We start from the raw sequence: 23,650 nt of genomic DNA, 5'->3' as shown, positions 1-23,650 counted from the left end.
AGTACGAGAGGACCGGAGTGGACGCATCACTGGTGTTCGGGTTGTCATGCCAATGGCACTGCCCGGTAGCTAAATGCGGAAAAGATAAGTGCTGAAAGCATCTAAGCACGAAACTTGCCCCAAGATGAGTTCTCCCTGACCCTTTAAGGGTCCTGAAGGAACGTTGAAGACGACGACGTTGATAGGTCGGGTGTGTAAGCGCAGCGATGCGTTGAGCTAACCGATACTAATGAACCGTGAGGCTTAACCTTACAACGCCGAAGGTGTTTTGGCGAAGAGACACGATTTTCAGCCTGATACAGATTAACAGAATTTGCCTGGCGGCTTTAGCGCGGTGGTCCCACCTGACCCCATGCCGAACTCAGAAGTGAAACGCCGTAGCGCCGATGGTAGTGTGGGGTCTCCCCATGTGAGAGTAGGGAACTGCCAGGCATCAATTAAGAAGAACCCCGTACCGAAAGGTGCGGGGTTTTTTGCTTTGCGCGTCATAAAATCATGCCGGATGGCGGCTTCGCCTTATCCGTCCTGGAAAATCCGTAGGCCCGGTAAGCGCAGCGCCACCGGGCAAAGCAGGCAGGGAAAGAGATAAAGAAATATAAAAACAGTGAAGGTTTTGATAAACGCAGAAAAGCAAAAACCCAGCCATAGGCTGGGTTCTTTAAATAGTGGTGCCCGGACTCGGAATCGAACCAAGGACACGGGGATTTTCAATCCCCTGCTCTACCGACTGAGCTATCCGGGCAACGGAGCGCATTAAACCGCAATCGCGCCTTATCGTCAACACTATTTCGGTAAAAGCAGTTCAACTGCTTAACTTTGCGGCAATCTGATGGTTTACGCGTCGAACAGGCAAAATTTAGCCGGTTCGCTTACGTCAACGCCCCGCCCATACGACACTGAGCAAAGCGCAGAATATCTTCCGCCAGTCGGTGCGCCGTATCAACATCAGCCTGGCTACGGTTCACCAGCATGCGGCTCAGGCAGCCCTCCAGCACCAGCTCCATCTGTTTAGCCACCATTGCCGGGTCATCCACTTCAAGGCGGGTCAGCAGCTCGTGAGTGAAGTCATGCGCTGCCCGTTTTTGCTGATCCGCCAACTGGTGAATGGGATGCCCGGGATCGGGATAGAACGTACAGGCCGCAATAAACAGACAGCCTGGATAACGATTGTTACTTACGCAATCAGTCAGGGCGGAATAGCGTGCCAGCAGCTTTTGCTCCGCAGTCAGCTCTTCATTCAACATCAGTTGCCTGCGCCAGACATCAACCTGCTGGCTAAGGTAGCGCAGGGCATCATAGAGTAGCGCCTCTTTATCCGGCCAGAAGCGCTTAAGTTCATCCAGGGGATAATCGATACGGTCGGCTAACATCTCAAGCGTGGTGCTGGCGATCCCTTGAATCTCAAGTAATTGCAGGGCTTGTCCCAGTACGTCTTCACGTTGCACGGTTATCTCCTCCGCTATTCCCAACGGTTTGTTCCGTTTAAAGTGTTGTTTACGGTTGGCGATTGCGCAAATGCGCGCTAAATGACGCTGCATCCATAAACCCGGTTACACGCTGTTCTGGCTGTTCCTGACCCTGTTGATTGAAGAACAGGATGGTTGGCAGCCCGAGTACGTTCAGCTGCTTCAGCAGGGCCTTATCCTGTGCATTATTGGCGGTCACGTTCGCCTGGAGCAAAACGGTCTCTTTCAGTGCGTTTCGCACCTGCGGATCGCTAAAGGTGTATTTTTCAAACTCTTTACAGGCCACACACCAGTCGGCATAGAGATCGAGCATCACCGGTTTACCGTTCGCCTTTGCCAGGGCGCTGTTGAGTTCATCCACGTTTTGAATCTGGGTGAAGTTCAGATGTGCCTGAGTCTGACTCGCCGGCGTACCGAACGCCCAGTCCTGCAGAGGACGAATGCTCACCAGTGCGGCAGCCAGCAGCAGGATTTGCACCAGGCGCATCCATGGCTTCTTCGCCCCGAGGCTGACGATAAACGCCCAGGCAAAGAATGTAACGCCGAGCATCGCCCACAGGCGCATACCCCAGGCGTCGCCGATGATACGCTCAAGAAGGAACACCGGCAGCGCGAGAATGACAAAGCCAAATGCGGTTTTCACCGTCTCCATCCACGGACCGCTCTTCGGCAGCAGTCGATTGCCGAAGACCGTGACCAGGATCAGCGGCAGCCCCATGCCCAGGGCGTAAAGGTACAACGTTCCGCCGCCGAGCCACATGTTGCCGCTCTGAGCGATATAAAGCAGGATGGCGCTCAGCGGGGCGGTGGTGCAGGGGGAACAAATCAAACCGGCGATGGCGCCCATCACCAATACGCCGCCTGGCGAGCCACCCTGCTGGCGGTTACTCATCAGCGTTAAGCGCGTTTGAAGTGCCGAGGGTAGCTGCAGCGTGAACAGGCCAAACATCGACAGTGCCAGCAGGATAAAGATCGCGGACAGGCCAATGAGAACGTAAGGATGCTGGAGTGCGGCCTGGAACTGTAACCCGGCAGCGGCAACCACAAGGCCAAGGGCAGTGTAGGTCAATGCCATACCCTGCACATAAATAAAGGCCAACAGCAGGGCGCGTGCGGTGGAAAGCCGTTGCTTACCGCCCAGCACGATGCCAGAGATGAGCGGATACATCGGCAGCACGCAGGGGGTAAAGGCAATGCCAATCCCAATCAGTAAGGCCCACAGCGCGGAGAACGGCAGGTCAGCGGGAGCTTCACGCCTCTCGCCCGAAGGAAGAGGGGTAACCGTCGCTGCCGCTTTTACTTCGCTCAGCGGAACGACCTTCGTTTCCGGCGGATAGCAGAATCCTGCGTCCGCGCATCCCTGATAGGTCACCGTCAACGTCGCGCCTTTATCCGCCTGATTCACCGTGACGGGGACGCGTAGGCCCTGGCGGTAGATTTCACTCTTACCGTAGAACTCGTCCTCATGCCACTCGCCAGCGGGCAACTGTAGTGCGCCTACGCTGGCCTGCTCAGGGGTAATGCTTACCTGCTTGCGATAGAGGTAATAGCCCTCTTTCACCTGCCAGGTAAGCGTCAGGTCGTGCTGGTTTTGCTGAAAATCGAAAACAAACGCCTGGTCAGCAGGAATGAAGTTCGAACGGCCGGTTGCGTCAAACAACCCGGCAAAAACTGACGTGCTGCACAGCAGCAGGATCAGCGTAAGGAAGCGTTGAGCCATGAGAGATAGTCGTTATCGCCATGAACCACCGGCAAGACCAGCAGTTCCGGGGTTTGGTAAGGATGATGAGACTTGAGGCAGTCCAGGAGCGCCTGCTGATTCGCCAGATTCGTTTTGAGCAGCATCTGGACTTCGTACTCCTGCTCCAGCTTGCCTTCCCAGTAATAAAGGGACGTGGCCCCGGGAAGGAGCGTTACGCAGGCTGCCAGTTTTTCGGCCAGCACCTTGGCGGCGAGATCCTGGGCAGAGGCTTCATCAGGGGCGGTGCACAGTACGACAACGGCATCAGGCGTGTTCACAAGTCGACCTCCTCATCACGAAAGGCTTCACTATATCACGCAAGGCGGTTGGTCATTAATGAAACGGGCCGCAGAGCGGCCCGATTTTAACTATTTTTACAACGGCTGATGGTTTACAGGACAATGCCGCCGATGATAAAGCCGAGGATGACGCAAAGCGAAATGGCCACCACGCCAGGGATCAGAAACGCATGGTTAAACACATACTTACCGATACGGGTTGAGCCGGTGTCGTCCATCTCCACCGCCGCCAGCAGGGTTGGGTAGGTGGGCAGAACGAACAGGGCCGAAACCGCCGCGAAAGAGGCAATCGCCGTCAGCGGCGTAACGCCCAGCATCAGTGCCGCAGGCATCAGCGCTTTGGTGGTCGCGGCCTGAGAGTAAAGCAGGGTAGCGGCAAAGAACAGCACCACCGCCAGCAGCCACGGATAGTTGTGCAGCAGGTCGCCTGCCACGGTCTGAATGTCGCTGATGTGTGCCTTCACGAAGGTATCGCCGAGCCACGCCACACCCAGTACGCACACGCAGGCGCTCATACCGGATTTGAAGGTACTGGCGTTCAGCACTTCGCTGGTATCAATTTTACAGGTGATGCTAATCAGCGTCGCGATAGTCAGCATAAACACCACAATCGCTTCGTTACGCGGCAGGACCGGGTTCTGGATCAGACCCACGGTATCGCTAATGGCGGTCGCGTAGAACATCACTGCGACGATGCCGATCAGGAACAGCAGCACGGAGCGCTTCGCGTGCGGCTTCAGCTCGAAGACCTGGCTGCCGCGCAGGCTCACTTCACCTTTTGCCAGACGCTCCTGGTACACCGGATCGTCCTTCAGCTCGGCGCCGAGGAAGTTACACAGCACGGCGGTAATCATCACCGCAATCAGCGTCACCGGAATACAGATCGCCAGCAGCGTCAGGTAGCTCACGCCCATCGGCTCGAGGATACCGGCGAAGAAGACCACCGCTGCGGAAATCGGCGAAGCGGTAATCGCAATCTGGGACGCGACGACGGCAATAGAGAGCGGACGAGACGGACGGATACCCTGCTCTTTCGCTACTTCGGTAATCACCGGTAGCGTAGAGAAAGCGGTGTGGCCCGTACCGGCGAGAATGGTCATAAACCAGGTCACCAGCGGAGCAAGGAAGGTAATGTACTTTGGATGGCGGCGCAGCATTCGCTCCGCCAGGCTCACCAGGTAGTCCATACCGCCTGCCACCTGCATGGCGGCGATAGCGGCAATAACTGCCATGATGATTTCGATAACGTCAAAGGGGATTGCGCCGGGTTTAATCTGAAAGATAAGGGTAAGAACGAGCACCCCGAGACCGCCGGCAAAGCCGATGCCGATACCCCCGAGTCTTGCTCCCAAATAAATCGCCAACAAGACGATGACGAGTTCTGCTCCAAACATAAGGACCTGCCTTGCTTATTAACAAGTTGATATTGAATTGTTGTATTTTGGTAACACCTAAAAAGAAAAAAGGCACGTCACAAGTGACGTGCCTTAAGAAGCCTAGCCTGAACGGTTACTGTTCGCTTTCATCGGTATATCGTTTCGCTTTATAGGCCGGGTGCATCAGGTTCTGAGCAGAGAAAATGTCGTCCAGCTCAGCTTCGGTCAACAGCCCGCGCTCCAGCACCACTTCACGTACGCTCTTACCGGTTTCGGCACAAATCTTACCGACGATGTCACCGTTGTGGTGACCGATGAACGGGTTGAGGTAGGTGACGATCCCGATGGAGTTATAGACATAACCTTCACAGACTTCTTTATTGGCCGTGATGCCGTTAATGCATTTTTCCAGCAGGTTGTAGCAGGCGTTGGTCAGGATGTGGATAGATTCAAACATCGCCTGGCCAATTACTGGCTCCATTACGTTCAGCTGCAGCTGACCCGCTTCAGAGGCCATGGTCACGGTCGTATCGTTACCGATGACTTTGAAGCAAACCTGGTTCACCACCTCCGGCACGACCGGGTTCACCTTGGCTGGCATGATGGACGAACCTGCCTGCAGTTCTGGCAGGTTGATTTCGTTCAGGCCAGCGCGCGGACCGGAAGAGAGCAGGCGCAGGTCGTTACAAATTTTGGACAGTTTCACCGCCAGACGTTTCAGCGCGCTGTGCACCATAACGTAGGCACCGCAGTCTGAGGTGGCTTCAATCAGGTCTTCTGCAGGGACAACCGGCAGGTTAGAAACTTCAGCCAGCTTCTGTACCGCCAGCTGCTGGTAGCCGTCCGGGGTGTTCAGACGCGTACCGATGGCGGTTGCGCCCAGGTTCACTTCCAACAGCAGCTCGGAGGTGCGCAGCAGGTTTTTCGTTTCTTCGTTGAGCAGCACGTTAAACGCGTGGAATTCCTGGCCGAGGGTCATCGGCACCGCGTCCTGCAGCTGGGTACGCCCCATTTTCAGAATGTCCTGGAACTCAACCGCTTTACGCTGGAAGCCATCGCCCAGCTGGTTGATCGCATCCACCAGCTTCACGACAGAGGCATACACCGCGATACGGAAGCCGGTAGGGTAGGCGTCGTTGGTGGACTGGCATTTGTTAACGTGGTCGTTCGGGTTCAGGTACTGGTATTCACCCTTCTGGTGACCCATCAGTTCCAGGCCGATGTTTGCCAGAACTTCGTTGGTATTCATGTTGACGGAGGTACCCGCGCCGCCCTGGTAGACGTCAACCGGGAACTGGTCCATGCATTTGCCGTTGTTCAGCACTTCATCGCAGGCTGCGATAATCGCATTTGCCACGCTTTTAGGAATGGTTTGCAGCTCTTTGTTAGCCAGGGCTGCGGCTTTCTTCACCATCACCATGCCACGGACAAACTCAGGGATGTCGCTGATTTTGCTGTTGCTGATGTAGAAGTTTTCAATCGCTCTCAGAGTGTGAACACCGTAGTAGGCATCCGCTGGAACTTCCCTGGTACCCAACAAGTCTTCTTCGATACGAATGTTGTTTAACATGTGAACCTTCTTTTCAAGCTGCCGATGGATTGTACTAAACACACAGTATTAACGTGGTTTTGAATATTTTCTGGCCGACGATTATTCCCTCAATCAGCCAGATGTTCGAGATCATATGCTGATGATAGCGAATTGCCGTAAGCTGGATCACTTATTATCGAGCCGATTCCATGATAATTATTAATCTGTGAAATGGGTCACCGCTTTAATATTTCCAGAAAAAATATCCGTGCAAACCGATTGAATTTTCGCTAACCGACACCATCTCATACAAACGCGCGTCGCGAACACATTCAGACAGGGGCCCGATGGCGCCTGCCACACAGGAGATGCCAGTGCGCTGGATACCGTTTATTGCTTTCTTTCTCTATGTTTACATTGAGATTTCCATTTTCATTCAGGTGGCCCATGTGCTGGGCGTCCTGCTGACGCTGATTCTGGTGATTTTCACCTCCGTTATCGGCATGTCGCTGGTGCGTAATCAGGGTTTCAAAAATTTCCTGATAATGCAGCAGAAGATGGCCGCAGGGGAAAGCCCGGCGGAAGAGATGATCAAAAGCGTGTCGCTGATTATTGCTGGACTGCTGCTGATTCTGCCAGGGTTCTTCACCGATTTCCTTGGCCTTCTGCTGCTTCTGCCGCCGGTGCAAAAGCACCTGACCATGAAGCTGCTGCCGCATCTGCGCTTCAGCCGTATGCCCGGCGGCGGGTTTAGCACCGGACCGGGCGATACCTTCGAAGGGGAGTATCAGCGTAAGGATGAACAGCACGACCGTTTAGATCACAAAGACGATCGGTGATTTTGTTGCCCGGTGGCGCTTCGCTTACCGGGCCTACTAAAGCGCCAGCCACAGCCCCGCCAGCATGACGATGGCGTACACGCTCTTCCATCCCACCATCGCCAGCAACAGCAGGCAAAGCACGCCTCCGACGGCCGCCAGCGCTTTATAACGACCTTTCAGCAAACGACATCCCGCCAGCATGCACAGCAGGTAGATCATGATGAAAATGCCGTTGGCGTAGACGATCAGCGCGTCCAGATTGATCTTCAGTGCGTAAATACACAGCGTGCTCAGCGCGCAGCAGCCCAGCACGGCATTCAGGGCATTCAGCGGAAGCTGGCGTTTGGAGAGGCGCGCGAGGCGGTTCTCAGGTTTGTAGAGCGCCTGCGACCACACCAGACGGGCAAAGCTCTGGATATAAATATTCAGGCTGGCAAAACAGGCCAGATAGCCGATGACGCAGGCGATCCACAGCGCCTTCACGCCGAACAGTTCCACCACGATACCCGGCAGCGATGCCGCAGCGGCGAGATCTGCGCCGAACGCGTTGAAGTGCAACACCAGCACGGTGCACGCCCAGTAAACCGTGCCTGCCAGCAGCAGGCCTATCATCAGCGCGCGGGGGAAATCACGTTCAGGCTGCTTAAATTCAGAGGCCAGATGGGCAAAGGCCTCCAGACCGACAAAACACCAGAACATCACGGCGAGCGCGGCGAAAAGCTGCGAGTGGTTGACGTCTTTCACCGCCGGGAAGGGAATGTCCTTGATGGTGATATCGCCCGCCCACCAGATAGCGGCAACGAGTGCGACGCTCAGCACCGCAACCAGCGTCTGCAGGTTGGCGCTGGAGCTGGCCCCGCGAGAGCCTACCCACCAGACGATAGCCAGCGTGCCCAGTTCGGCCAGCAGAAGCTGCTCGTCATGCCAGCCAAACAGCGCCTGACCAAAGCCGGTGGCAATATGCAACGCCGCAGGAAGACCAACCGGAATGACGGAGAGAAACAGCCAGCCGGTAACGCGCTGCAGCCGCCGGCCAAAGGCCAGCCCGACAAAGTGCGCCACGCCGCCCGCGCTGGGGAAATGTCGCCCCAGGATGGCGAACACAATGGCTATTGGGAAAACCAATACAATCAGTAGGGGCCACGCCCACAGGCTGTTATTGCCTGCCACCAGCGCCGCCAGTGCGGGTACGGCAAACACGCCCGTTCCTAACAAGGAGGTAGAGAGCAGACCAACACCCTGCGCCAGCCCCAACTCCTGCTTGAGTCCACTCATTAACATCGCCCTGCCCGTATCCAAAGAGAGGCGATGGTAACACTTTCGCAAATTTTTTTTTCAACTCCCCCTTGAAGGGGGAAAAAGCTATCCCCATCTCTCAGGGCACTAGTCGGAAAACCGCATGCGGGCCGGCGTCATCCATAACTGATAATGACTTTCTCAAAGGAGAGCTATCAATGAGTATTCGTCCGTTACATGATCGTGTGATCGTCAAACGTAAAGAAGTTGAAACCAAGTCTGCTGGCGGCATCGTTCTGACCGGTTCTGCAGCAGCCAAATCAACGCGTGGCGAAATCATCGCTGTCGGTAAGGGCCGCATCCTGGAAAACGGAACTGTGCAGCCGCTGGACGTTAAAGTTGGTGACATCGTAATTTTCAACGATGGCTACGGCGTGAAATCCGAGAAGATCGACAATGAAGAAGTGTTGATCATGTCCGAGAGCGACATTCTGGCAATTGTTGAAGCGTAATTTACGCACGAGAATTTGAGGAAATAAGAACATGGCAGCTAAAGACGTAAAATTCGGTAACGACGCTCGTGTAAAAATGCTCCGCGGCGTAAACGTACTGGCCGATGCAGTTAAAGTGACCCTGGGCCCGAAAGGCCGCAACGTAGTGCTGGATAAATCCTTCGGCGCGCCAACCATCACTAAAGATGGTGTTTCCGTAGCACGTGAAATCGAGCTGGAAGACAAGTTCGAAAACATGGGCGCGCAGATGGTGAAAGAAGTTGCCTCTAAAGCGAACGACGCTGCAGGCGACGGTACCACCACCGCGACCGTACTGGCGCAGGCGATCATCACCGAAGGTCTGAAAGCCGTTGCGGCGGGCATGAACCCAATGGATCTGAAACGCGGTATCGACAAAGCTGTCGCTTCCGCTGTTGAAGAACTGAAAGCGCTGTCCGTACCGTGCTCTGACTCTAAAGCCATTGCTCAGGTTGGTACTATCTCCGCTAACTCCGACGAAACCGTAGGTAAGCTGATCGCGGAAGCGATGGACAAAGTCGGTAAAGAAGGCGTGATCACCGTTGAAGACGGTACCGGTCTGGAAGACGAACTGGACGTGGTTGAAGGTATGCAGTTCGACCGCGGTTACCTGTCCCCATACTTCATCAACAAGCCAGAGACTGGCGCTGTTGAGCTGGAAAGCCCGTTCATCCTGCTGGCTGACAAGAAAATCTCCAACATCCGCGAAATGCTGCCAGTACTGGAAGCCGTTGCGAAAGCAGGCAAACCGCTGGTTATCATCGCTGAAGACGTTGAAGGCGAAGCGCTGGCGACCCTGGTGGTTAACACCATGCGCGGCATCGTGAAAGTGGCTGCGGTTAAAGCACCTGGCTTCGGCGATCGCCGTAAAGCAATGTTGCAGGATATCGCTACCCTGACCGGCGGTACCGTGATCTCTGAAGAGATCGGTATGGAGCTGGAAAAAGCGACCCTGGAAGACCTGGGCCAGGCGAAACGCGTTGTGATCAACAAAGACACCACCACCATCATCGATGGCGTGGGTGAAGAGGCCGCTATTCAGGGCCGCGTAGGTCAGATCCGTAAGCAGATCGAAGAAGCGACTTCCGACTACGACCGTGAAAAACTGCAGGAGCGCGTAGCGAAACTGGCTGGCGGCGTTGCGGTTATCAAAGTCGGTGCGGCGACCGAAGTTGAAATGAAAGAGAAGAAAGCACGCGTTGACGACGCCCTGCACGCGACCCGTGCTGCGGTAGAAGAAGGCGTGGTTGCAGGTGGTGGCGTTGCGCTGGTGCGCGTTGCCGCTAAGCTGGCTGGCCTGACCGCTCAGAACGAAGACCAGAACGTGGGTATCAAAGTTGCGCTGCGCGCAATGGAAGCGCCTCTGCGTCAGATCGTGTCTAACGCCGGGGAAGAGCCATCTGTAGTGGCGAACAAGGTTAAAGCGGGCGAAGGTAACTACGGTTACAACGCGGCAACGGAAGAATACGGCAACATGATCGACTTCGGTATCCTGGACCCAACAAAAGTGACCCGTTCTGCTCTGCAGTACGCGGCCTCTGTTGCTGGCCTGATGATCACCACCGAGTGCATGGTGACCGATATGCCTAAAGGCGATGCACCAGACTTAGGTGCTGCCGGCATGGGTGGCATGGGCGGTATGGGCGGCATGATGTAATCGTGCGCTCTACGTCGTAGAATGTGAAAAACCCCCGGGCAGAGATGCTCGGGGGTTTTTCTTTTGTTCATCTTTTAGGTATAAGATCTACACACGGACAGCTACTGTCCAGCTTATTGAAAACGAGGAATAACATGCGCGTAAAAGTCTGTGCAGGGATTGTAGGGGCAGCACTGCTGCTGGCGGGTTGTAGCTCCAGCAATGAGCTGTCGGCAGCGGGCCAGGGCGTTCGCTTTGTGGAAGATAAGCCTGGCAGTCAATGCCAGCTGTTAGGCACGGCAACCGGTGAGCAAAGTAACTGGATGTCGGGTCAGCATGGCGAAGAAGGCGGCTCTATGCGCGGTGCGGCAAACGCCCTGCGTAACCAGGCAGCGGCCATGGGCGGCAACGTGATTTACGGCGTGAGTAGCCCAACGCAGAGCATGCTGTCCAGCTTCGTGCCGACAGCCAGCCAGATGACGGGCCAGGTCTACAAGTGCCCAAACTGAGTTAACATGGTGATGGCGCTGCGCCCGGATCCTGTAGGGCAGGTAAGCGTAGCGCCACCTGCCTTTTTAGTGCTGCCGCAGCTGCAAATCCAGCGGCGTCTTGCTCGGTTCCCCGCCAATCTCGCGTGCCAGCTTCGGCACCATATAGCCTGAAACCAGCGTTAACAGTTCGCGCACGATCTGCCGGGCTTCTTCGTCCGTCACCATGAAATGGGCCGCGCCCTGAACGCGATCCAGCACGTGCAGGTAATAGGGCATCACGCCCGCATCAAACAGGGCATTGCTCAGGTCTGCCAGCACGCGGGCGCTGTCATTTACGCCGCGCAGCAGCACGCTCTGGTTCAGTAGCGTCACGCCCGCTTTACGCAGTCGCGCCATCGCCGCGCGAAACGCATCGTCAATTTCGTTGGCGTGATTGATATGATTTACCAGCAGCACCTGCAGACGAGACTGCTCCAGGCGCGACACCAGGCCGTCAGTGATGCGTGCAGGAATGACAATTGGCAAACGGCTGTGAATGCGCAGGCGCTTGATGTGCGGGATGGCTTCAAGCTGGGTCAGCAGCCAGTCCAGCTCATGATCTTTGGCCATCAGCGGGTCGCCGCCGGAGAAAATAATCTCATCCAGCTCCGGATGGGCAGCAATATAGTCCAGCGCGACCTGCCAGTTGCGTTTATTGCCCTGGTTTTCGGCATACGGGAAGTGCCGACGGAAGCAATAACGACAATTTACCGCGCAGCCGCCTTTTACCAGCAGCAGGGCGCGATTGAGGTACTTGTGCAGTAAACCCGGCACCACGCTGTTCTGCTCTTCCAGCGGATCGGTGCTGTATCCCGGGGCAGTAATGAACTCATCCTGCGAAGTAAGCGTTTGTTTTAATAGCGGATCGTCGGGGTTGCCTTTCTCCATTCGTGCCACAAAGGCACGGGGAACGCGCAGGGCGAAAAGGCGCTTTGCCTCGCGGCCTGCAAGCAGCGCTGGGTGCTGATCGAGGTCTAAAAGACGCAGCAATTCATCAGGACTGGTGATTACATCGGCAAGTTGCGATAACCAATCTTCTCTGGACGGGGTGTTTAGGGTTACAATATGCGCCATTTTGTGGCTTAGCTACCAGTTAACAAATTTAGAGGGCCTTATGGCAACGTACTATAGCAACGATTTTCGTGCTGGTCTTAAAATCATGATGGACGGCGAACCGTACGCGGTTGAAGCCAGCGAATTCGTTAAACCAGGTAAAGGCCAGGCATTCGCACGCGTTAAGCTGCGCCGTCTGCTGACCGGTACCCGTGTTGAGAAAACCTTCAAGTCTACTGACTCTGCTGAAGGCGCTGATGTTGTAGATATGAACCTGACCTATCTGTACAACGACGGTGAGTTCTGGCATTTCATGAACAACTCCACTTTCGAACAGCTGTCTGCTGATGAGAAAGCGGTAGGCGATAGCGCTAAATGGCTGCTGGATCAGGCTGAGTGTATCGTGACCCTGTGGAACGGCCAGCCTATCGCTGTGACCCCACCAAACTTTGTAGAGCTGGAAATCGTTGAAACCGATCCAGGTCTGAAAGGTGATACCGCAGGTACCGGCGGTAAACCAGCCAAACTGTCTACCGGTGCTGTGGTTAAAGTGCCACTGTTCGTACAGACTGGCGAAGTGATCAAAGTGGATACCCGCTCCGGCGAATACGTGTCCCGCGTGAAGTAATTTACGTCATGATTGACGGCGCAGCGCCCGCTGCGCCTGATTTTTGCAGGCAGGGATGATGAAACGTACCGTTAAAATTCTGCTTCTGTTGGCGCTTTCCAGTGCATTACTATCCGGCTGCAACACCACGCGAGGAATGGGGCAAGATATCCAGGATCTCGGTCATATCATTTCTCACGCCGCCAGCTAAGTTCGTCTAATTTTCCTAAAATGCTTCCTTTACCGCCATTCGGCGGGATCTTGTCTATTATTAAGTTGCTATACACAAAACAACTTTGGCTATAAAAGGAAGATATTATGGTTAAGAAGACAATTGCAGCGATCTTTTCAGTCCTGGTGCTTTCTTCAGTGTTAACGGCCTGTAATACCACGCGCGGCGTCGGTCAGGATATTTCTGAAGGTGGTAGCGCAATTTCTGGTGCGGCAACAAAAGCTCAGCAGTAATATATATACGGTACGAGATCCGTCGGGTTTCGTACCGTCAGCTTTCTGACTCCTGCAGGGATAAGAACGGAGAAAAACGCGTATCCATGTGCAGCTTCATGCGGATATTGCGCTTGTAGGTATAGACCGTTTTTCCATTGATACTCAGGTGAGCGGCAATTTTTTGATTGCTTGCACCGTCCATCCACAACGTCAGCACTTTCGCTTCCTGCCGGGTCAGCAGCGGGGCCGCCGCCGTTGGCCTTTCAGCGCTCGCGCGCGAGATCAGTGCGTCGTTGATAACCGTTGCCACTTTTTCGAGACTGGCATTTTTCAACAACGACGACCACACCGGGAACTGCCCGAGCCAGTCAGTCATGCCGCGCTCTTCTCCGGATTGCAGCAAAATAAACGGCAAGCGTTTACTGGCGTTAAGCAAGGACGAGAGCTGCTGAAAATGGTGAATATCCTGCCTGAAGCCGTACAGGTCTGCGATAACCAACGTGGGTTTCCATTGCAGAATATGCTCTCTGGCAAGGAACAGATTATTCAGCCCGGTTACAACGAAGTGTCCCGGGAACAAACCGGAATGATTGAGCCATGCTTCAAACCCCGAGCGGGTGAAGTGACAACGGTCAATCAAAAGAATTTTGAACATATTTTATTCGCAGTCGGCTAGTGGTTTGGCTTCCTGCCATCAGAAAGCACATCATCATAGAGAAGTCGGATGAGTGCTAAATGCCGGAACTGCGGGCCATACTGCGGCTATTTCTTGCCTTAACGTGTTCAGCAAAAAATGATTGAAAAAAATAGCACGCTAACCACAATATGGGGCGTAATCTCTGCCTTACGGGACGACCCGTAAGCGTTTCTTTCACCGGGGACGGCCCCAGCTTTTATTAAGTTAAGGAGCCTGAAATGTCCTGGATCATTCTTTTTATCGCTGGCCTGCTCGAAGTGGTATGGGCGATTGGTCTCAAATACACCCACGGATTTACCCGCCTGACGCCCAGCGTCATTACCGTCACCGCGATGATCGTCAGTATTGTTCTGCTCTCCTGGGCGATGCGCTCCCTGCCTGTGGGAACGGCGTATGCCGTCTGGACGGGCATTGGTGCCGTGGGTGCCGCCATCACCGGCATTCTGCTGTTGGGAGAGTCGGCGAGTCTGGCGCGTATCGCCAGCCTCGCGCTGATTGTGGCGGGAATTATTGGGCTTAAGCTCAGCACCCATTAATGGGGCTGTTTAACCCAGATAAGTTTTGATACATCAAACCCTTGCCGGGTCGCGACGTCCAGCATCTGCTGTTTCATTTCTGGCGAAATAGTTGGCGTGCGGGAGAGTATCCACAGATAGTCGCGATCCGGCCCGCAGACCAGCGCGTGACGGTACTCTCTGTTGAGGGCTATCACGTTATAGCCACCATAAAACGGGCCAAAGAAAGAGACTTTAAGCGCGGCCCGTCGCGGGTCACCCGTGAAGTACGCTTTCCCTACTGACTGTTGCCACATCTCGCGGTCTGGGTTATAGCCCCGGTTGATCACCTGAATACCGCCATCATCCATCGGACTGTAATTCGCCGTGACCTTCTCCAGGCCTTGCTCAAACCGATGGTCGAGGCGCGCGATTTCATACCATGTTCCAAGGAAGCGTTGTGCATCAAAGGGCGTAACGACGGTAACGCCAGGTGGCGGGGTAGGGGAACTGCAGGCAACCACTAAAAACGCGGCTGTCACCGCGGCGATAACAGGCAGAATGCGCATAGGAGTTTCCTTACTGTTTTTTGTTAAGTGTAGATGACGGCAAGGAAAATGTGGGGGAGCGTGCGGTTTGTTTCGCCGGGTGGCGCTGCGCTTACCCGGCCTACGAATAATGTGGCTTTTGTAGGCCGGGTAAGGCGAAGCCGCCACCCGGCAATGTTTTACTGCAATGCGTCGAGGATACGGTATGCCGCCTCAACGCGTGCCGGGTTCGGGTAGCTTTTATTCGCCAGCATCACGATACCGAGACTTTTCTCCGGAATAAATGCCGCGTAGCTGCCAAACCCGCCGGTTGAACCCGTTTTGTGGACCCAGGATGCCTTAACCGGCGGCGCGGGCGGATTGACTTCGCTCGCAGGCAGCGGCGCCAGCGCCACCTTATTGTCGCTGCCGTCAACCACGGTTTTGGCATCCACCGGCCAGTTAAGCATTTCCCAGCCTAATCCCTGGTACATGGCCCCCACGCGCCAGTAGCGAGACTGCGCCAGGGTAATGCCTTGCCTGAGTGACGTATCCTGAAGGGTTTCCGGCTTCATGTTGACCATCACCCAGCTTGCCATATCCTGCACGTTGGTTTTCACGCCATAAGCTTCCGCATCGAGCATTCCCGGCGAAACGTGCACCGCTTTACCGTCACGGTATCCCCAGGCGTAATGCGCCTCTTCCGCTTTCGGAACGTTAATCCAGGTATGGTCCAGCTTGAGCGGCTTAAGGACCCGCGTCGTTATGGCCTGCTCATAGCTCATGCCGGAAGGCTTCACCGCCAGCGCGCCAAAAAGACCGATGCTGGCGTTGGCGTAAAGACGCGTTGTGCCCGGCTTCCACTGCGGCTGCCAGTTTTGATAAAAGCGCAGCAGAGAGGCGCTATCCGTGACCTCATCCGGTACCTGTAGCGGCAGACCTCCCGCGGTATAGGTGGCCAGATCCAGCATGCGGATCCCCTGCCACTGCTTGCCTGTCAGCGCGGGCCAGTACTTTGTCACGGGGTCGCCCAGCGATATTTCACCGCGAGCAACGGCATCGCCACCCAGTACGCCGGTGAAGGTTTTACTTATAGAGCCCAGCTCGAACAGGGTTTGTGGGGTAACCGGTTTGTTCTTTGCAACATCGGCTTTACCGAAGGTAAAGTAGTGCGGCTGGCCCTGATAAATCACCGCCACCGCCATACCCGGAATAGCCTGCGCTTTCATCAGGGGCGTAACGGTGCGCTCCACCACTTCAGCCAGCTGTTTTTCTGACAGCGGTGCGGCCAATACTGAGCAGGAGGTGCTGAGCAGCAGGGCGCAGCAAAGGGTTTTTGTCATCATCATTTATCTTCCGTAATAGCAGTTCAAGGGAGTGTCCGGGCCCGTCAGACCGCTGTAGTCTGTTGGATTTGACTACAGCTGACAAACGGTTAAATTTAGCATTAGCTGTTAATTTTTCTAACGGATGAGGCCATGACGCGCAGCTATCTCCCCCTTAATTCCCTGCGGGCGTTCGAAGCAGCCGCCCGGCACCTTAGCTTTACGCATGCGGCTATCGAGCTCAACGTCACCCACTCGGCGATTAGCCAGCACGTAAAGGCGCTGGAGCAGCACCTGAATTGCCAGCTGTTTGTCCGCGTTTCGCGTGGGCTGATGTTAACCACCGAAGGCGAGAATTTGCTGCCGGTGCTGAATGACTCGTTCGATCGTATCGCCGGAATGCTGGATCGCTTTGCCAGCCAGCGCGCTCAGGAGAAGCTCAAAATAGGCGTGGTGGGGACGTTTGCCACGGGGGTTCTATTTTCTCAGCTCGCGGACTTTCGCCGCTGCTATCCGCATATCGATCTTCAGCTTTCCACCCATAACAATCGCGTCGATCCGGCCGCTGAAGGCCTTGATTACACCATTCGCTACGGTGGCGGCGCGTGGCATGGAACCGATGCTGAATTTCTTTGCTCTGCCCCGCTGGCACCGCTCTGCACACCTGACATCGCCTCCTGTCTGAAAAGCCCGGCAGATATCCTGAAGTTTACCCTGCTGCGCTCCTACCGGCGCGACGAGTGGGCGGCGTGGATGCAGGCTGCGGGTGAACATCCTCCCTCGCCGACGCACCGGGTGATGGTGTTTGATTCGTCCGTGACCATGCTGGAAGCCGCGCAGGCGGGCGTAGGAATTGCCATTGCGCCTGTCGATATGTTTACCCATTTGCTCAGCAGCGAGCGCATCGTGCAGCCGTTTGCAACGCAGATTGACCTTGGCAGCTACTGGCTCACGAGGCTGCAGTCACGCGCAGAAAGCCCCGCCATGCGTGAGTTTGCCCAGTGGCTGGTGGAGAAGATGCAGAAATAAAAGGCCCGCCGGATGGCGGGCCAGAGGCGTCAAATGGTGACTACGGCAATCAGCGTCACCACGGTCAGGATGGTCGCCAGACCGTAGAATACCCATTTCCCGCTTGGGACATGGATTTTCAGATCATGCATCGCGTGGTGAATACGGTGCAGACCGCACCACAGCGGCAGGACGATCGTCAGGAAGATGAACACGCGGCCAATAAAGCTGCTCGCGAACGCCAGTACGCGCTCGTAGCTCAGCGCGTCGCCCGGGAACAGCCCCAGCGGCAGCATAATACCGACCAGCAGGATGATGACCGGGGCGATGATGGCACTCCACATGCCGCCTGCGCCAAACAGCCCCCAGAAAACCGGCTCGTCCGAACGTTTTGGATTTGGATTGATCACAGGTGTCTCCTTACCAGAACAGTGCGACAAACAGAATGACCACAGTGACCAGAATCGTCACCGCCCAGAGTCCCTTAATCACCGGCTCTGGCCCCATTTTCTCGTCTTTTATGATAATGTTCGCGGCTTTTGGCGCCAGTTCAAACCAGGTTTTGGTATGAAGCAGCGCGGCCGCGAGTACGATCAGGTTCAGAACAACGATGATGGGGTTTTGCAGGAAACCGACAAAGTTCGCCCAGGTTTCCGGCCCGTGCTTGAGGGCAAAAACGCCGTACATCAGCTCAAGGCTGAACCAGACTGCCGGTACCGCCGTGCCTTCACGCAGCATGTAGAAGCGATAAAACGGCAGGTTTTTCCACCAGGTGGACGGCATTGGCCGCACGTAGGCTTTGCGTTTAGTCGTCATCATGCACTCCTTAGCGTGGTTTCAGGGTAGCGATAAGAAAGTCTTTCGAGCTTTCCACTTTACCCTGCTGAATAGCGGCGGCCGGGTCGACGTGCTTCGGACAAACTTCGGAGCAATAACCCACAAAGGTACAGCTCCAGACGCCGTTCTGGCTGTTGAGCTGCGCCATACGTTCTTTTTTGCCGTGGTCGCGGCTGTCTTCGTTGTAGCGGTGCGCCAGGGTAATGGCGGCCGGGCCGATGAACTCCTTGTTCAGGCCAAACTGTGGACAGGCGGCGTAGCACAGGCCGCAGTTGATGCAGCCGGAGAACTGATGGTATTTCGCCATCTGCGCCGGCGTCTGGGTATTTGGCCCCTGATCAGGCGTGCGCGGGTTACCAATGATGTACGGCTTAATCGCTTCCAGGCTTTCGATAAAGTGGGTCATATCGACCACCAGATCGCGTTCAATCGGGAAGTTGCCCAGCGCTTCGACCTTAATGCCTTTGGTGTACTCGCGCAGGAAGGTCTTACAGGCCAGCTTCGGCACCTTGTTGACCATCATGCCGCAGGAGCCGCAGATCGCCATGCGGCAGGACCAGCGGTAGCTCAGGTCTGGCGCCAGGTTGTCTTTGATATAGCCGAGCGCATCCAGCAGGGAGGTTTGCTCGTCATAAGGCACTTCATAGAAAACGCTGTGCGGTGCGGCGTCCACTTCCGGATTGTAGCGCACCACTTCAACTTTCAGTTTTTGCATCTCAGCCATTCGCCTTCTCCTTCTTATCGGCGTCTTCTGCTTCTGCACCGTACACGCGTTTCGCCGGCGGCAGCGTGGTGATTTTCACGTCGCTGTAGTCCAGACGCGTGGTGCCATCCGCATCGCGCCAGGCGAGGGTGTGTTTCAGGAAATTGACGTCGTCACGCTCGGTACAGCCTTCGTCCAGGCGCTGGTGGGCCCCGCGCGACTCTTTACGCGCCAGGGCAGAGTGCGCCATACATTCCGCGACGTTCAGGCCGTGGCCCAGCTCGATGGTATAGAGCAGGTCGGTGTTGAAGACGCTGGAGGTGTCGGTAATGCGCACGCGCTTGAAGCGCTCCTGCAGTTCCGCCAGCTTGTCGACGGTTTTTTGCATCAGCTCAGGGGTACGGTAGATACCGCAGCCTTCTTCCATCGACAGGCCCATTTCATCGCGGATCTTCGACCAGTTCTCGTTGCCTTCCTGGTTCACCAGATCTTTCAGGCGTTTTTCAACGTCTGCGACCTGCGCATCCAGCGCGGCACCGTTGGCTTCGCCCGCGGTTGCCGCTCGCTCCATCGCGCGCTCGCCCGCCATGCGGCCAAAGACGACCAGCTCCGCCAGCGAGTTAGAACCAAGGCGGTTAGCGCCGTGCAGGCCCACGGAGGAACACTCGCCGACGGCGAACAGGCCCTTAATTCGGGTTTCACACTGCTGGTCGGTTTCGATCCCGCCCATGGTGTAGTGCGCCGTTGGGCGTACCGGAATCGGCTCTTTCACCGGGTCGACGCCGACGTAAGCTTTCGCCAGCTCGCAGATGAACGGCAGACGTTCCAGCAGCTTCTTCTCACCGAGGTGGCGCAGGTCAAGATAGACGACATCGCCGCGCGGCGTGGAGATGGTGTTGCCTTTGCGCCACTCGTGCCAGAAGGCCTGAGAGACTTTGTCGCGCGGGCCGAGTTCCATGTACTTGTTCTTCGGCTCGCCGAGCGGGGTTTCCGGGCCCATGCCGTAATCCTGCAGGTAACGGTAGCCGTTTTTGTTGACCAGAATACCGCCTTCACCGCGGCAGCCTTCCGTCATCAGAATGCCGGAGCCCGGCAGGCCGGTTGGGTGATACTGCACAAACTCCATATCGCGCAGCGGTACGCCGTGGCTGAGCGCCATGCCCATGCCGTCACCGGTCACGATGCCGCCGTTGGTGTTGTAGCGGTATACGCGGCCCGCGCCGCCCGTTGCCATCACCACCGCGTTTGCGCGGATCTGGACAAGCGTGCCTTCCATCATGTTCATCGCCACCAGGCCACGCGCCTGTCCGTCATCAACCAGAATGTCGAGGACGAAGTGTTCATCGAAGCGCTGAATTTGTGGGAACTGAAGGGAGGTCTGGAACAGGGTGTGCAGCATGTGGAAGCCGGTTTTATCGGCGGCGAACCAGGTGCGTTCAATCTTCATTCCGCCAAAGCGGCGGACGTTGACGCTGCCGTCCGGACGGCGGCTCCACGGACATCCCCACTGCTCAAGCTGGGTCATTTCCGTAGGACAATGATGCACAAAGTAGTCAACGACATCCTGTTCGCAAAGCCAGTCGCCCCCTGCAACCGTGTCGTGGAAATGGTATTCAAAGCTGTCATGATCCTGCGCAACGGCGGCGGACCCTCCTTCTGCTGCCACTGTGTGGCTACGCATTGGATAGACTTTTGAAATCAATGCGATTTTGGCGTTGGGATTAGCTTGTGCTGCAGCAATCGCAGCACGTAATCCAGCCCCGCCAGCGCCTATTACGGCAAGATCGGCTTGAAAAGTTTGCACGACATTCCTCCAGGTTTTTGTTATTTCGCAACGCGACAAACTAAAGGTAGTTCACCCGCCCAAAGGGACGATTGCGAAAGCGTTTCCACTGCTCCTTTATGGGTAGAACATTATAACCGTGTAGATGTCAGGGAAATTTGACGTGTTCGATTTTTTTGCTGTTCTGTGCGGTGATTTATCATAGTGATTGATGAATTCCGTCACGCAATTGTTCGCCTAAATGAAATGCGCTTTTTTACTGCGCAAAATTTGTCTCTGTCTCTGCTAACGAGTAGACTTCGTGCCCTTGTCTGAAATCGGAGAACAACTCATGAGCGAAACGGCCACCTGGCAGCCGAGCGCATCCATCCCTAATCTGTTAAAACGCGCTGCAATTATGGCGGAGATCCGCCGTTTCTTTGCCGACCGCGGCGTCCTGGAGGTGGAAACCCCGTGCATGAGTCAGGCAACGGTGACGGATATTCATCTCGTCCCGTTTGAAACCCGTTTTGTTGGCCCCGGCCACTCTCAGGGCATGAATTTGTATCTGATGACCAGCCCGGAATACCACATGAAACGCCTTTTGGCGGCAGGATGTGGTCCGGTGTATCAGCTGTGCCGCAGCTTCCGTAATGAAGAGATGGGTCGTCACCACAACCCGGAATTCACCATGCTGGAGTGGTACCGCCCGCATTACGATATGTACCGCCTGATGAATGAGGTGGACGATCTGCTGCAGCAGGTGCTGGAGTGCTCAGAAGCCGAAACGATCTCCTATCAGCAGGCATTCCAGCGCCATCTGGAAATCGACCCGCTGTCGGCGGACAAAGCCCAGCTGCGCGAAGTGGCGGCAAAACTGGATCTGAGCAACGTGGCGGATACCGAAGAGGATCGCGATACGCTGCTGCAGCTGCTGTTTACGTTTGGCGTTGAACCGCAGATTGGTAAAGATCGTCCGACGTTTGTCTATCACTTCCCGGCAAGCCAGGCCTCACTGGCGCAGATCAGCACTGAAGATCATCGTGTCGCAGAGCGTTTTGAGGTCTATTACAAAGGCATCGAACTGGCGAACGGCTTCCACGAGCTGACCGATGCCCGCGAGCAGCAGCAGCGCTTCGATCAGGATAACCGCAAGCGCGCCGCGCGCGGCCTGCCGCAGCAGCCTATTGATACCAATCTGCTTGAAGCGTTAAAAGCCGGTCTGCCGGATTGCTCCGGCGTCGCGCTGGGCGTTGACCGTCTGGTGATGCTGGCCCTGGGCGCAGAGCAGCTTGGCGATGTGATTGCCTTTACGGTCGATCGCGCCTAATAAAATGCCGGGTGGCGCTGCGCTTACCCGGCCTACCATTCCTGTCAATTAACCTTTCCATTTCCGCACAACAACATTAAAAACTGCCACTTTCTCTATACACGGGTCTTTTTCTTAATTTGACCCTTATGGCCACAATATTTGTCTGGTCTTCTGCTACCATCCGCGCAATTTAATTCTCTTCGGATGGTGCTATGTCCCAGTCACTTAAAAAGATGACCCTCACCGGGCTCATCCTGATGATCTTTACCTCAGTCTTTGGCTTTGCCAACAGCCCATCAGCGTTCTATCTGATGGGCTACAGCGCGACGCCTTTTTATATCGTTTCTGCCCTGTTCTTCTTTATTCCGTTTGCGCTGATGATGGCGGAGATGGGCTCGGCTTACCGGAAAGAAGAGGGCGGGATCTACTCATGGATGAATAACAGCGTCGGGCCGCGCTACGCGTTTATCGGCACGTTTATGTGGTTTTCATCCTACGTTGTCTGGATGGTCAGCACGGCGGCCAAAGTCTGGGTGCCGTTCTCAACGTTTCTTTTCGGTGCCGATAAAACCCAGGTCTGGTCTTTAGCCGGGCTGAGCTCCACGCAGGTCGTCGGGATTCTGGCGGTCTGCTGGATGGTGGTGGTGACGCTGGTAGCGTCGAAAGGTATCAACAAAATTGCCCGGATTACCGCGGTTGGCGGTATCTCAGTGATGTGCCTGAACCTGGTGCTGCTGCTGGTAAGCATCGCGATTCTGTGCCTCAACGGCGGGCACTTTGCGCAGGAGGTCAATTTTGTTTCATCCCCTAATCCGGGCTATCAGTCCGGGCTGGCTATGCTCTCCTTCGTGGTATTTGCCATCTTCGCTTACGGCGGTATTGAAGCCGTAGGCGGCCTGGTTGATAAGACGGAAAACCCGGAAAAGAACTTTGCGAAAGGCATTATTTTTGCCGCCATCGTCATTTCCATCGGCTATTCACTGGCGATTTTCCTCTGGGGCGTCAGCACGAACTGGCAGCAGGTGTTGAGCAACAACACGACTAACCTTGGCAACATCACCTATGTGCTGATGAAAAGCCTGGGGATGACGCTGGGACAGGCGATGAACCTGAGTCCAGAAGCGGCATCGGTATTGGGCGTCTGGTTCGCGCGGATTACCGGCCTGTCGATGTTCCTGGCGTATACCGGCGCGTTCTTCACGCTGATCTACTCCCCGCTGAAAGCGATTATTCAGGGTACGCCGAAGGCGCTGTGGCCTGCGCGTATGACCCAGCTCAACGCGACGGGGATGCCTGCCAACGCCATGTGGATGCAGTGTCTGCTGGTGTGCGTGTTCATTCTGCTGGTGTCATTTGGTGGCGATACGGCGTCTGCGTTTTACAACAAGCTGACCCTGATGGCGAACGTGTCGATGACGCTGCCGTATCTGTTCCTGACCCTCGCATTCCCGTTCTTTAAGGCGAAGCAGGATCTCGAACGTCCGTTTGTGATTTTTAAAACCCGCGCGGCAACGCTGCTGGCCACCACGGTGGTGGTGCTGGTGGTGGCGTTTGCCAACATCTTCACCATTATTCAGCCGGTGATTGAGGCGAACGACTGGAACAGCGCGCTGTGGATGGTCGGCGGTCCAGTCTTCTTCTCGCTGCTGGCGATGGGGATTTATGAGAATTACCGTCGACGCGCGACGGCGTTCGTCGCAGAAGTGGCATAG

25 protein-coding genes, 1 tRNA gene and 2 rRNA genes are annotated in these 23,650 nt (G+C 55.6%); 13 read left to right on the top strand and 15 right to left on the bottom strand.

Annotated features, from left to right (window positions below; translation table 11 throughout):
• Both ACJBF3_RS15655 and rrf read left to right on the top strand, forming a co-directional pair.
• Positions 1-251: ribosomal RNA gene (locus ACJBF3_RS15655) — 23S ribosomal RNA — on the top strand; the annotation flags it as partial.
• Between the two features lie 65 nt (positions 252-316).
• Positions 317-432: ribosomal RNA gene (rrf, locus tag ACJBF3_RS15650) — 5S ribosomal RNA — on the top strand.
• 234 nt (positions 433-666) lie between these two features.
• On the opposite strand, the gene ACJBF3_RS15645 is transcribed toward rrf, so the two are convergent.
• From ACJBF3_RS15645 to aspA, 6 genes are all read right to left on the bottom strand, one after another.
• A tRNA-Phe gene (locus ACJBF3_RS15645) sits at positions 667-742 on the bottom strand.
• 127 nt (positions 743-869) lie between these two features.
• Positions 870-1,445 (bottom strand): transcriptional regulator, encoded by a 576-nt coding sequence (locus ACJBF3_RS15640; RefSeq protein ID WP_045331465.1) that lies wholly within the window; start codon positions 1,443-1,445, stop codon positions 870-872.
• A gap of 49 nt (positions 1,446-1,494) precedes the next feature.
• Positions 1,495-3,186 carry a protein-disulfide reductase DsbD gene (locus tag ACJBF3_RS15635; RefSeq protein ID WP_045331462.1) on the bottom strand — a complete coding sequence of 564 codons (1,692 nt, stop codon included), beginning with the start codon at positions 3,184-3,186 and terminating at the stop codon, positions 1,495-1,497.
• Positions 3,162-3,485 (bottom strand): divalent cation tolerance protein CutA, encoded by a 324-nt coding sequence (gene cutA, locus ACJBF3_RS15630; protein ID WP_014168278.1) that lies wholly within the window; start codon positions 3,483-3,485, stop codon positions 3,162-3,164. Before cutA ends, ACJBF3_RS15635 begins: the two co-directional genes overlap by 25 nt.
• A gap of 113 nt (positions 3,486-3,598) precedes the next feature.
• A complete protein-coding gene (locus ACJBF3_RS15625) occupies positions 3,599-4,900 on the bottom strand; it encodes an anaerobic C4-dicarboxylate transporter (protein WP_045331459.1) in 1,302 nt (433 codons plus the stop codon).
• 115 nt (positions 4,901-5,015) lie between these two features.
• Positions 5,016-6,452: an aspartate ammonia-lyase gene (aspA, locus tag ACJBF3_RS15620; RefSeq protein WP_023616654.1), complete on the bottom strand. Its 1,437-nt coding sequence runs from the start codon at positions 6,450-6,452 to the stop codon at positions 5,016-5,018.
• Between the two features lie 335 nt (positions 6,453-6,787).
• On the opposite strand from aspA, the gene ACJBF3_RS15615 reads away from it, so the two are divergent.
• The gene (locus tag ACJBF3_RS15615; RefSeq protein WP_023616652.1) at positions 6,788-7,252 is read left to right on the top strand and encodes an FxsA family protein; all 465 of its coding nucleotides are present in this window, start codon (positions 6,788-6,790) and stop codon (positions 7,250-7,252) included.
• Positions 7,253-7,288: 36 nt separating this feature from the next.
• Here the strand turns inward: ACJBF3_RS15615 and yjeH are convergent, their stop codons facing one another.
• Complete coding sequence (gene yjeH / locus ACJBF3_RS15610; protein WP_045331456.1) at positions 7,289-8,509, bottom strand: L-methionine/branched-chain amino acid transporter; 1,221 nt, start codon at positions 8,507-8,509, stop codon at positions 7,289-7,291.
• Positions 8,510-8,688: 179 nt separating this feature from the next.
• Here yjeH and ACJBF3_RS15605 point away from each other — a divergent pair, with 179 nt between their 5' ends.
• The 3 genes from ACJBF3_RS15605 (at position 8,689) to ACJBF3_RS15595 (ending at position 11,145) form a co-directional block, all read left to right on the top strand.
• A complete protein-coding gene (locus tag ACJBF3_RS15605; protein ID WP_003855929.1) occupies positions 8,689-8,982 on the top strand; it encodes a co-chaperone GroES in 294 nt (97 codons plus the stop codon).
• A 31-nt stretch (positions 8,983-9,013) separates the two neighbouring features.
• Positions 9,014-10,657, top strand: a complete 1,644-nt coding sequence (gene groL, locus ACJBF3_RS15600) for a chaperonin GroEL (RefSeq protein WP_045331453.1) — start codon at positions 9,014-9,016, stop codon at positions 10,655-10,657.
• Between the two features lie 134 nt (positions 10,658-10,791).
• Positions 10,792-11,145 (top strand): DUF4156 domain-containing protein, encoded by a 354-nt coding sequence (locus ACJBF3_RS15595; RefSeq protein WP_045331450.1) that lies wholly within the window; start codon positions 10,792-10,794, stop codon positions 11,143-11,145.
• Positions 11,146-11,211: 66 nt separating this feature from the next.
• Here ACJBF3_RS15595 and epmB read toward each other — a convergent pair whose 3' ends face one another.
• On the bottom strand, positions 11,212-12,240 hold the full coding sequence (gene epmB / locus ACJBF3_RS15590; protein ID WP_045331448.1) for an EF-P beta-lysylation protein EpmB: 1,029 nt from the start codon (positions 12,238-12,240) through the stop codon (positions 11,212-11,214).
• 40 nt (positions 12,241-12,280) lie between these two features.
• Between epmB and efp the strand changes: the two genes are divergently transcribed.
• The 3 genes from efp to ecnB all read left to right on the top strand — a co-directional run bounded on the left by efp (position 12,281) and on the right by ecnB (position 13,291).
• Complete coding sequence (gene efp / locus ACJBF3_RS15585; protein ID WP_008502940.1) at positions 12,281-12,847, top strand: elongation factor P; 567 nt, start codon at positions 12,281-12,283, stop codon at positions 12,845-12,847.
• Positions 12,848-12,905: 58 nt separating this feature from the next.
• The gene (locus ACJBF3_RS15580; protein ID WP_024907352.1) at positions 12,906-13,037 is read left to right on the top strand and encodes an entericidin A/B family lipoprotein; all 132 of its coding nucleotides are present in this window, start codon (positions 12,906-12,908) and stop codon (positions 13,035-13,037) included.
• Positions 13,038-13,144: 107 nt separating this feature from the next.
• On the top strand, positions 13,145-13,291 hold the full coding sequence (gene ecnB, locus ACJBF3_RS15575; RefSeq protein ID WP_003025482.1) for a lipoprotein toxin entericidin B: 147 nt from the start codon (positions 13,145-13,147) through the stop codon (positions 13,289-13,291).
• 37 nt (positions 13,292-13,328) lie between these two features.
• On the opposite strand, the gene ACJBF3_RS15570 is transcribed toward ecnB, so the two are convergent.
• Positions 13,329-13,928 (bottom strand): LuxR C-terminal-related transcriptional regulator, encoded by a 600-nt coding sequence (locus tag ACJBF3_RS15570; protein WP_045331446.1) that lies wholly within the window; start codon positions 13,926-13,928, stop codon positions 13,329-13,331.
• 260 nt (positions 13,929-14,188) lie between these two features.
• On the opposite strand from ACJBF3_RS15570, the gene sugE reads away from it, so the two are divergent.
• A complete protein-coding gene (sugE, locus tag ACJBF3_RS15565; protein ID WP_006178944.1) occupies positions 14,189-14,506 on the top strand; it encodes a quaternary ammonium compound efflux SMR transporter SugE in 318 nt (105 codons plus the stop codon).
• Here sugE and ACJBF3_RS15560 read toward each other — a convergent pair.
• Positions 14,503-15,033, bottom strand: coding sequence for a lipocalin family protein (locus ACJBF3_RS15560; protein ID WP_045331445.1), 531 nt, complete (start codon positions 15,031-15,033; stop codon positions 14,503-14,505). The two genes, sugE and ACJBF3_RS15560, sit on opposite strands and share 4 nt — an antisense overlap.
• Positions 15,034-15,191: 158 nt before the next feature.
• The gene (locus ACJBF3_RS15555) at positions 15,192-16,337 is read right to left on the bottom strand and encodes a cephalosporin-hydrolyzing class C beta-lactamase ACT-48 (protein WP_045331469.1); all 1,146 of its coding nucleotides are present in this window, start codon (positions 16,335-16,337) and stop codon (positions 15,192-15,194) included.
• Between the two features lie 132 nt (positions 16,338-16,469).
• Here ACJBF3_RS15555 and ampR point away from each other — a divergent pair, with 132 nt between their 5' ends.
• The gene (ampR, locus tag ACJBF3_RS15550) at positions 16,470-17,345 is read left to right on the top strand and encodes a LysR family transcriptional regulator AmpR (RefSeq protein ID WP_045331443.1); all 876 of its coding nucleotides are present in this window, start codon (positions 16,470-16,472) and stop codon (positions 17,343-17,345) included.
• Positions 17,346-17,374: 29 nt separating this feature from the next.
• Here the strand turns inward: ampR and frdD are convergent, their stop codons facing one another.
• The 4 genes from frdD to frdA are packed head-to-tail and all read right to left on the bottom strand — an operon-like array spanning position 17,375 to position 20,668.
• Positions 17,375-17,734, bottom strand: a complete 360-nt coding sequence (gene frdD / locus ACJBF3_RS15545; protein ID WP_045331442.1) for a fumarate reductase subunit FrdD — start codon at positions 17,732-17,734, stop codon at positions 17,375-17,377.
• A gap of 10 nt (positions 17,735-17,744) precedes the next feature.
• Entirely contained in the window at positions 17,745-18,140 is a 396-nt protein-coding gene (gene frdC, locus ACJBF3_RS15540; RefSeq protein WP_045331440.1) for a fumarate reductase subunit FrdC, read from the bottom strand.
• 10 nt (positions 18,141-18,150) lie between these two features.
• Positions 18,151-18,885, bottom strand: a complete 735-nt coding sequence (locus ACJBF3_RS15535) for a succinate dehydrogenase/fumarate reductase iron-sulfur subunit (RefSeq protein WP_045331438.1) — start codon at positions 18,883-18,885, stop codon at positions 18,151-18,153.
• Positions 18,878-20,668: a fumarate reductase (quinol) flavoprotein subunit gene (gene frdA, locus ACJBF3_RS15530; protein WP_045331435.1), complete on the bottom strand. Its 1,791-nt coding sequence runs from the start codon at positions 20,666-20,668 to the stop codon at positions 18,878-18,880. Before frdA ends, ACJBF3_RS15535 begins: the two co-directional genes overlap by 8 nt.
• A gap of 310 nt (positions 20,669-20,978) precedes the next feature.
• On the opposite strand from frdA, the gene epmA reads away from it, so the two are divergent.
• Complete coding sequence (gene epmA / locus ACJBF3_RS15525) at positions 20,979-21,956, top strand: elongation factor P--(R)-beta-lysine ligase (RefSeq protein ID WP_045331433.1); 978 nt, start codon at positions 20,979-20,981, stop codon at positions 21,954-21,956.
• A 194-nt stretch (positions 21,957-22,150) separates the two neighbouring features.
• Positions 22,151-23,650: a glutamate/gamma-aminobutyrate family transporter YjeM gene (gene yjeM, locus ACJBF3_RS15520; RefSeq protein ID WP_045331430.1), complete on the top strand. Its 1,500-nt coding sequence runs from the start codon at positions 22,151-22,153 to the stop codon at positions 23,648-23,650.

Source organism: Enterobacter sp. PP-008-ECC_S150 (assembly GCF_045257065.1).
GTDB classification, from domain to species: domain Bacteria; phylum Pseudomonadota; class Gammaproteobacteria; order Enterobacterales; family Enterobacteriaceae; genus Enterobacter; species Enterobacter chengduensis.
This window is presented reverse-complemented; position numbering and strand designations above follow the sequence as displayed.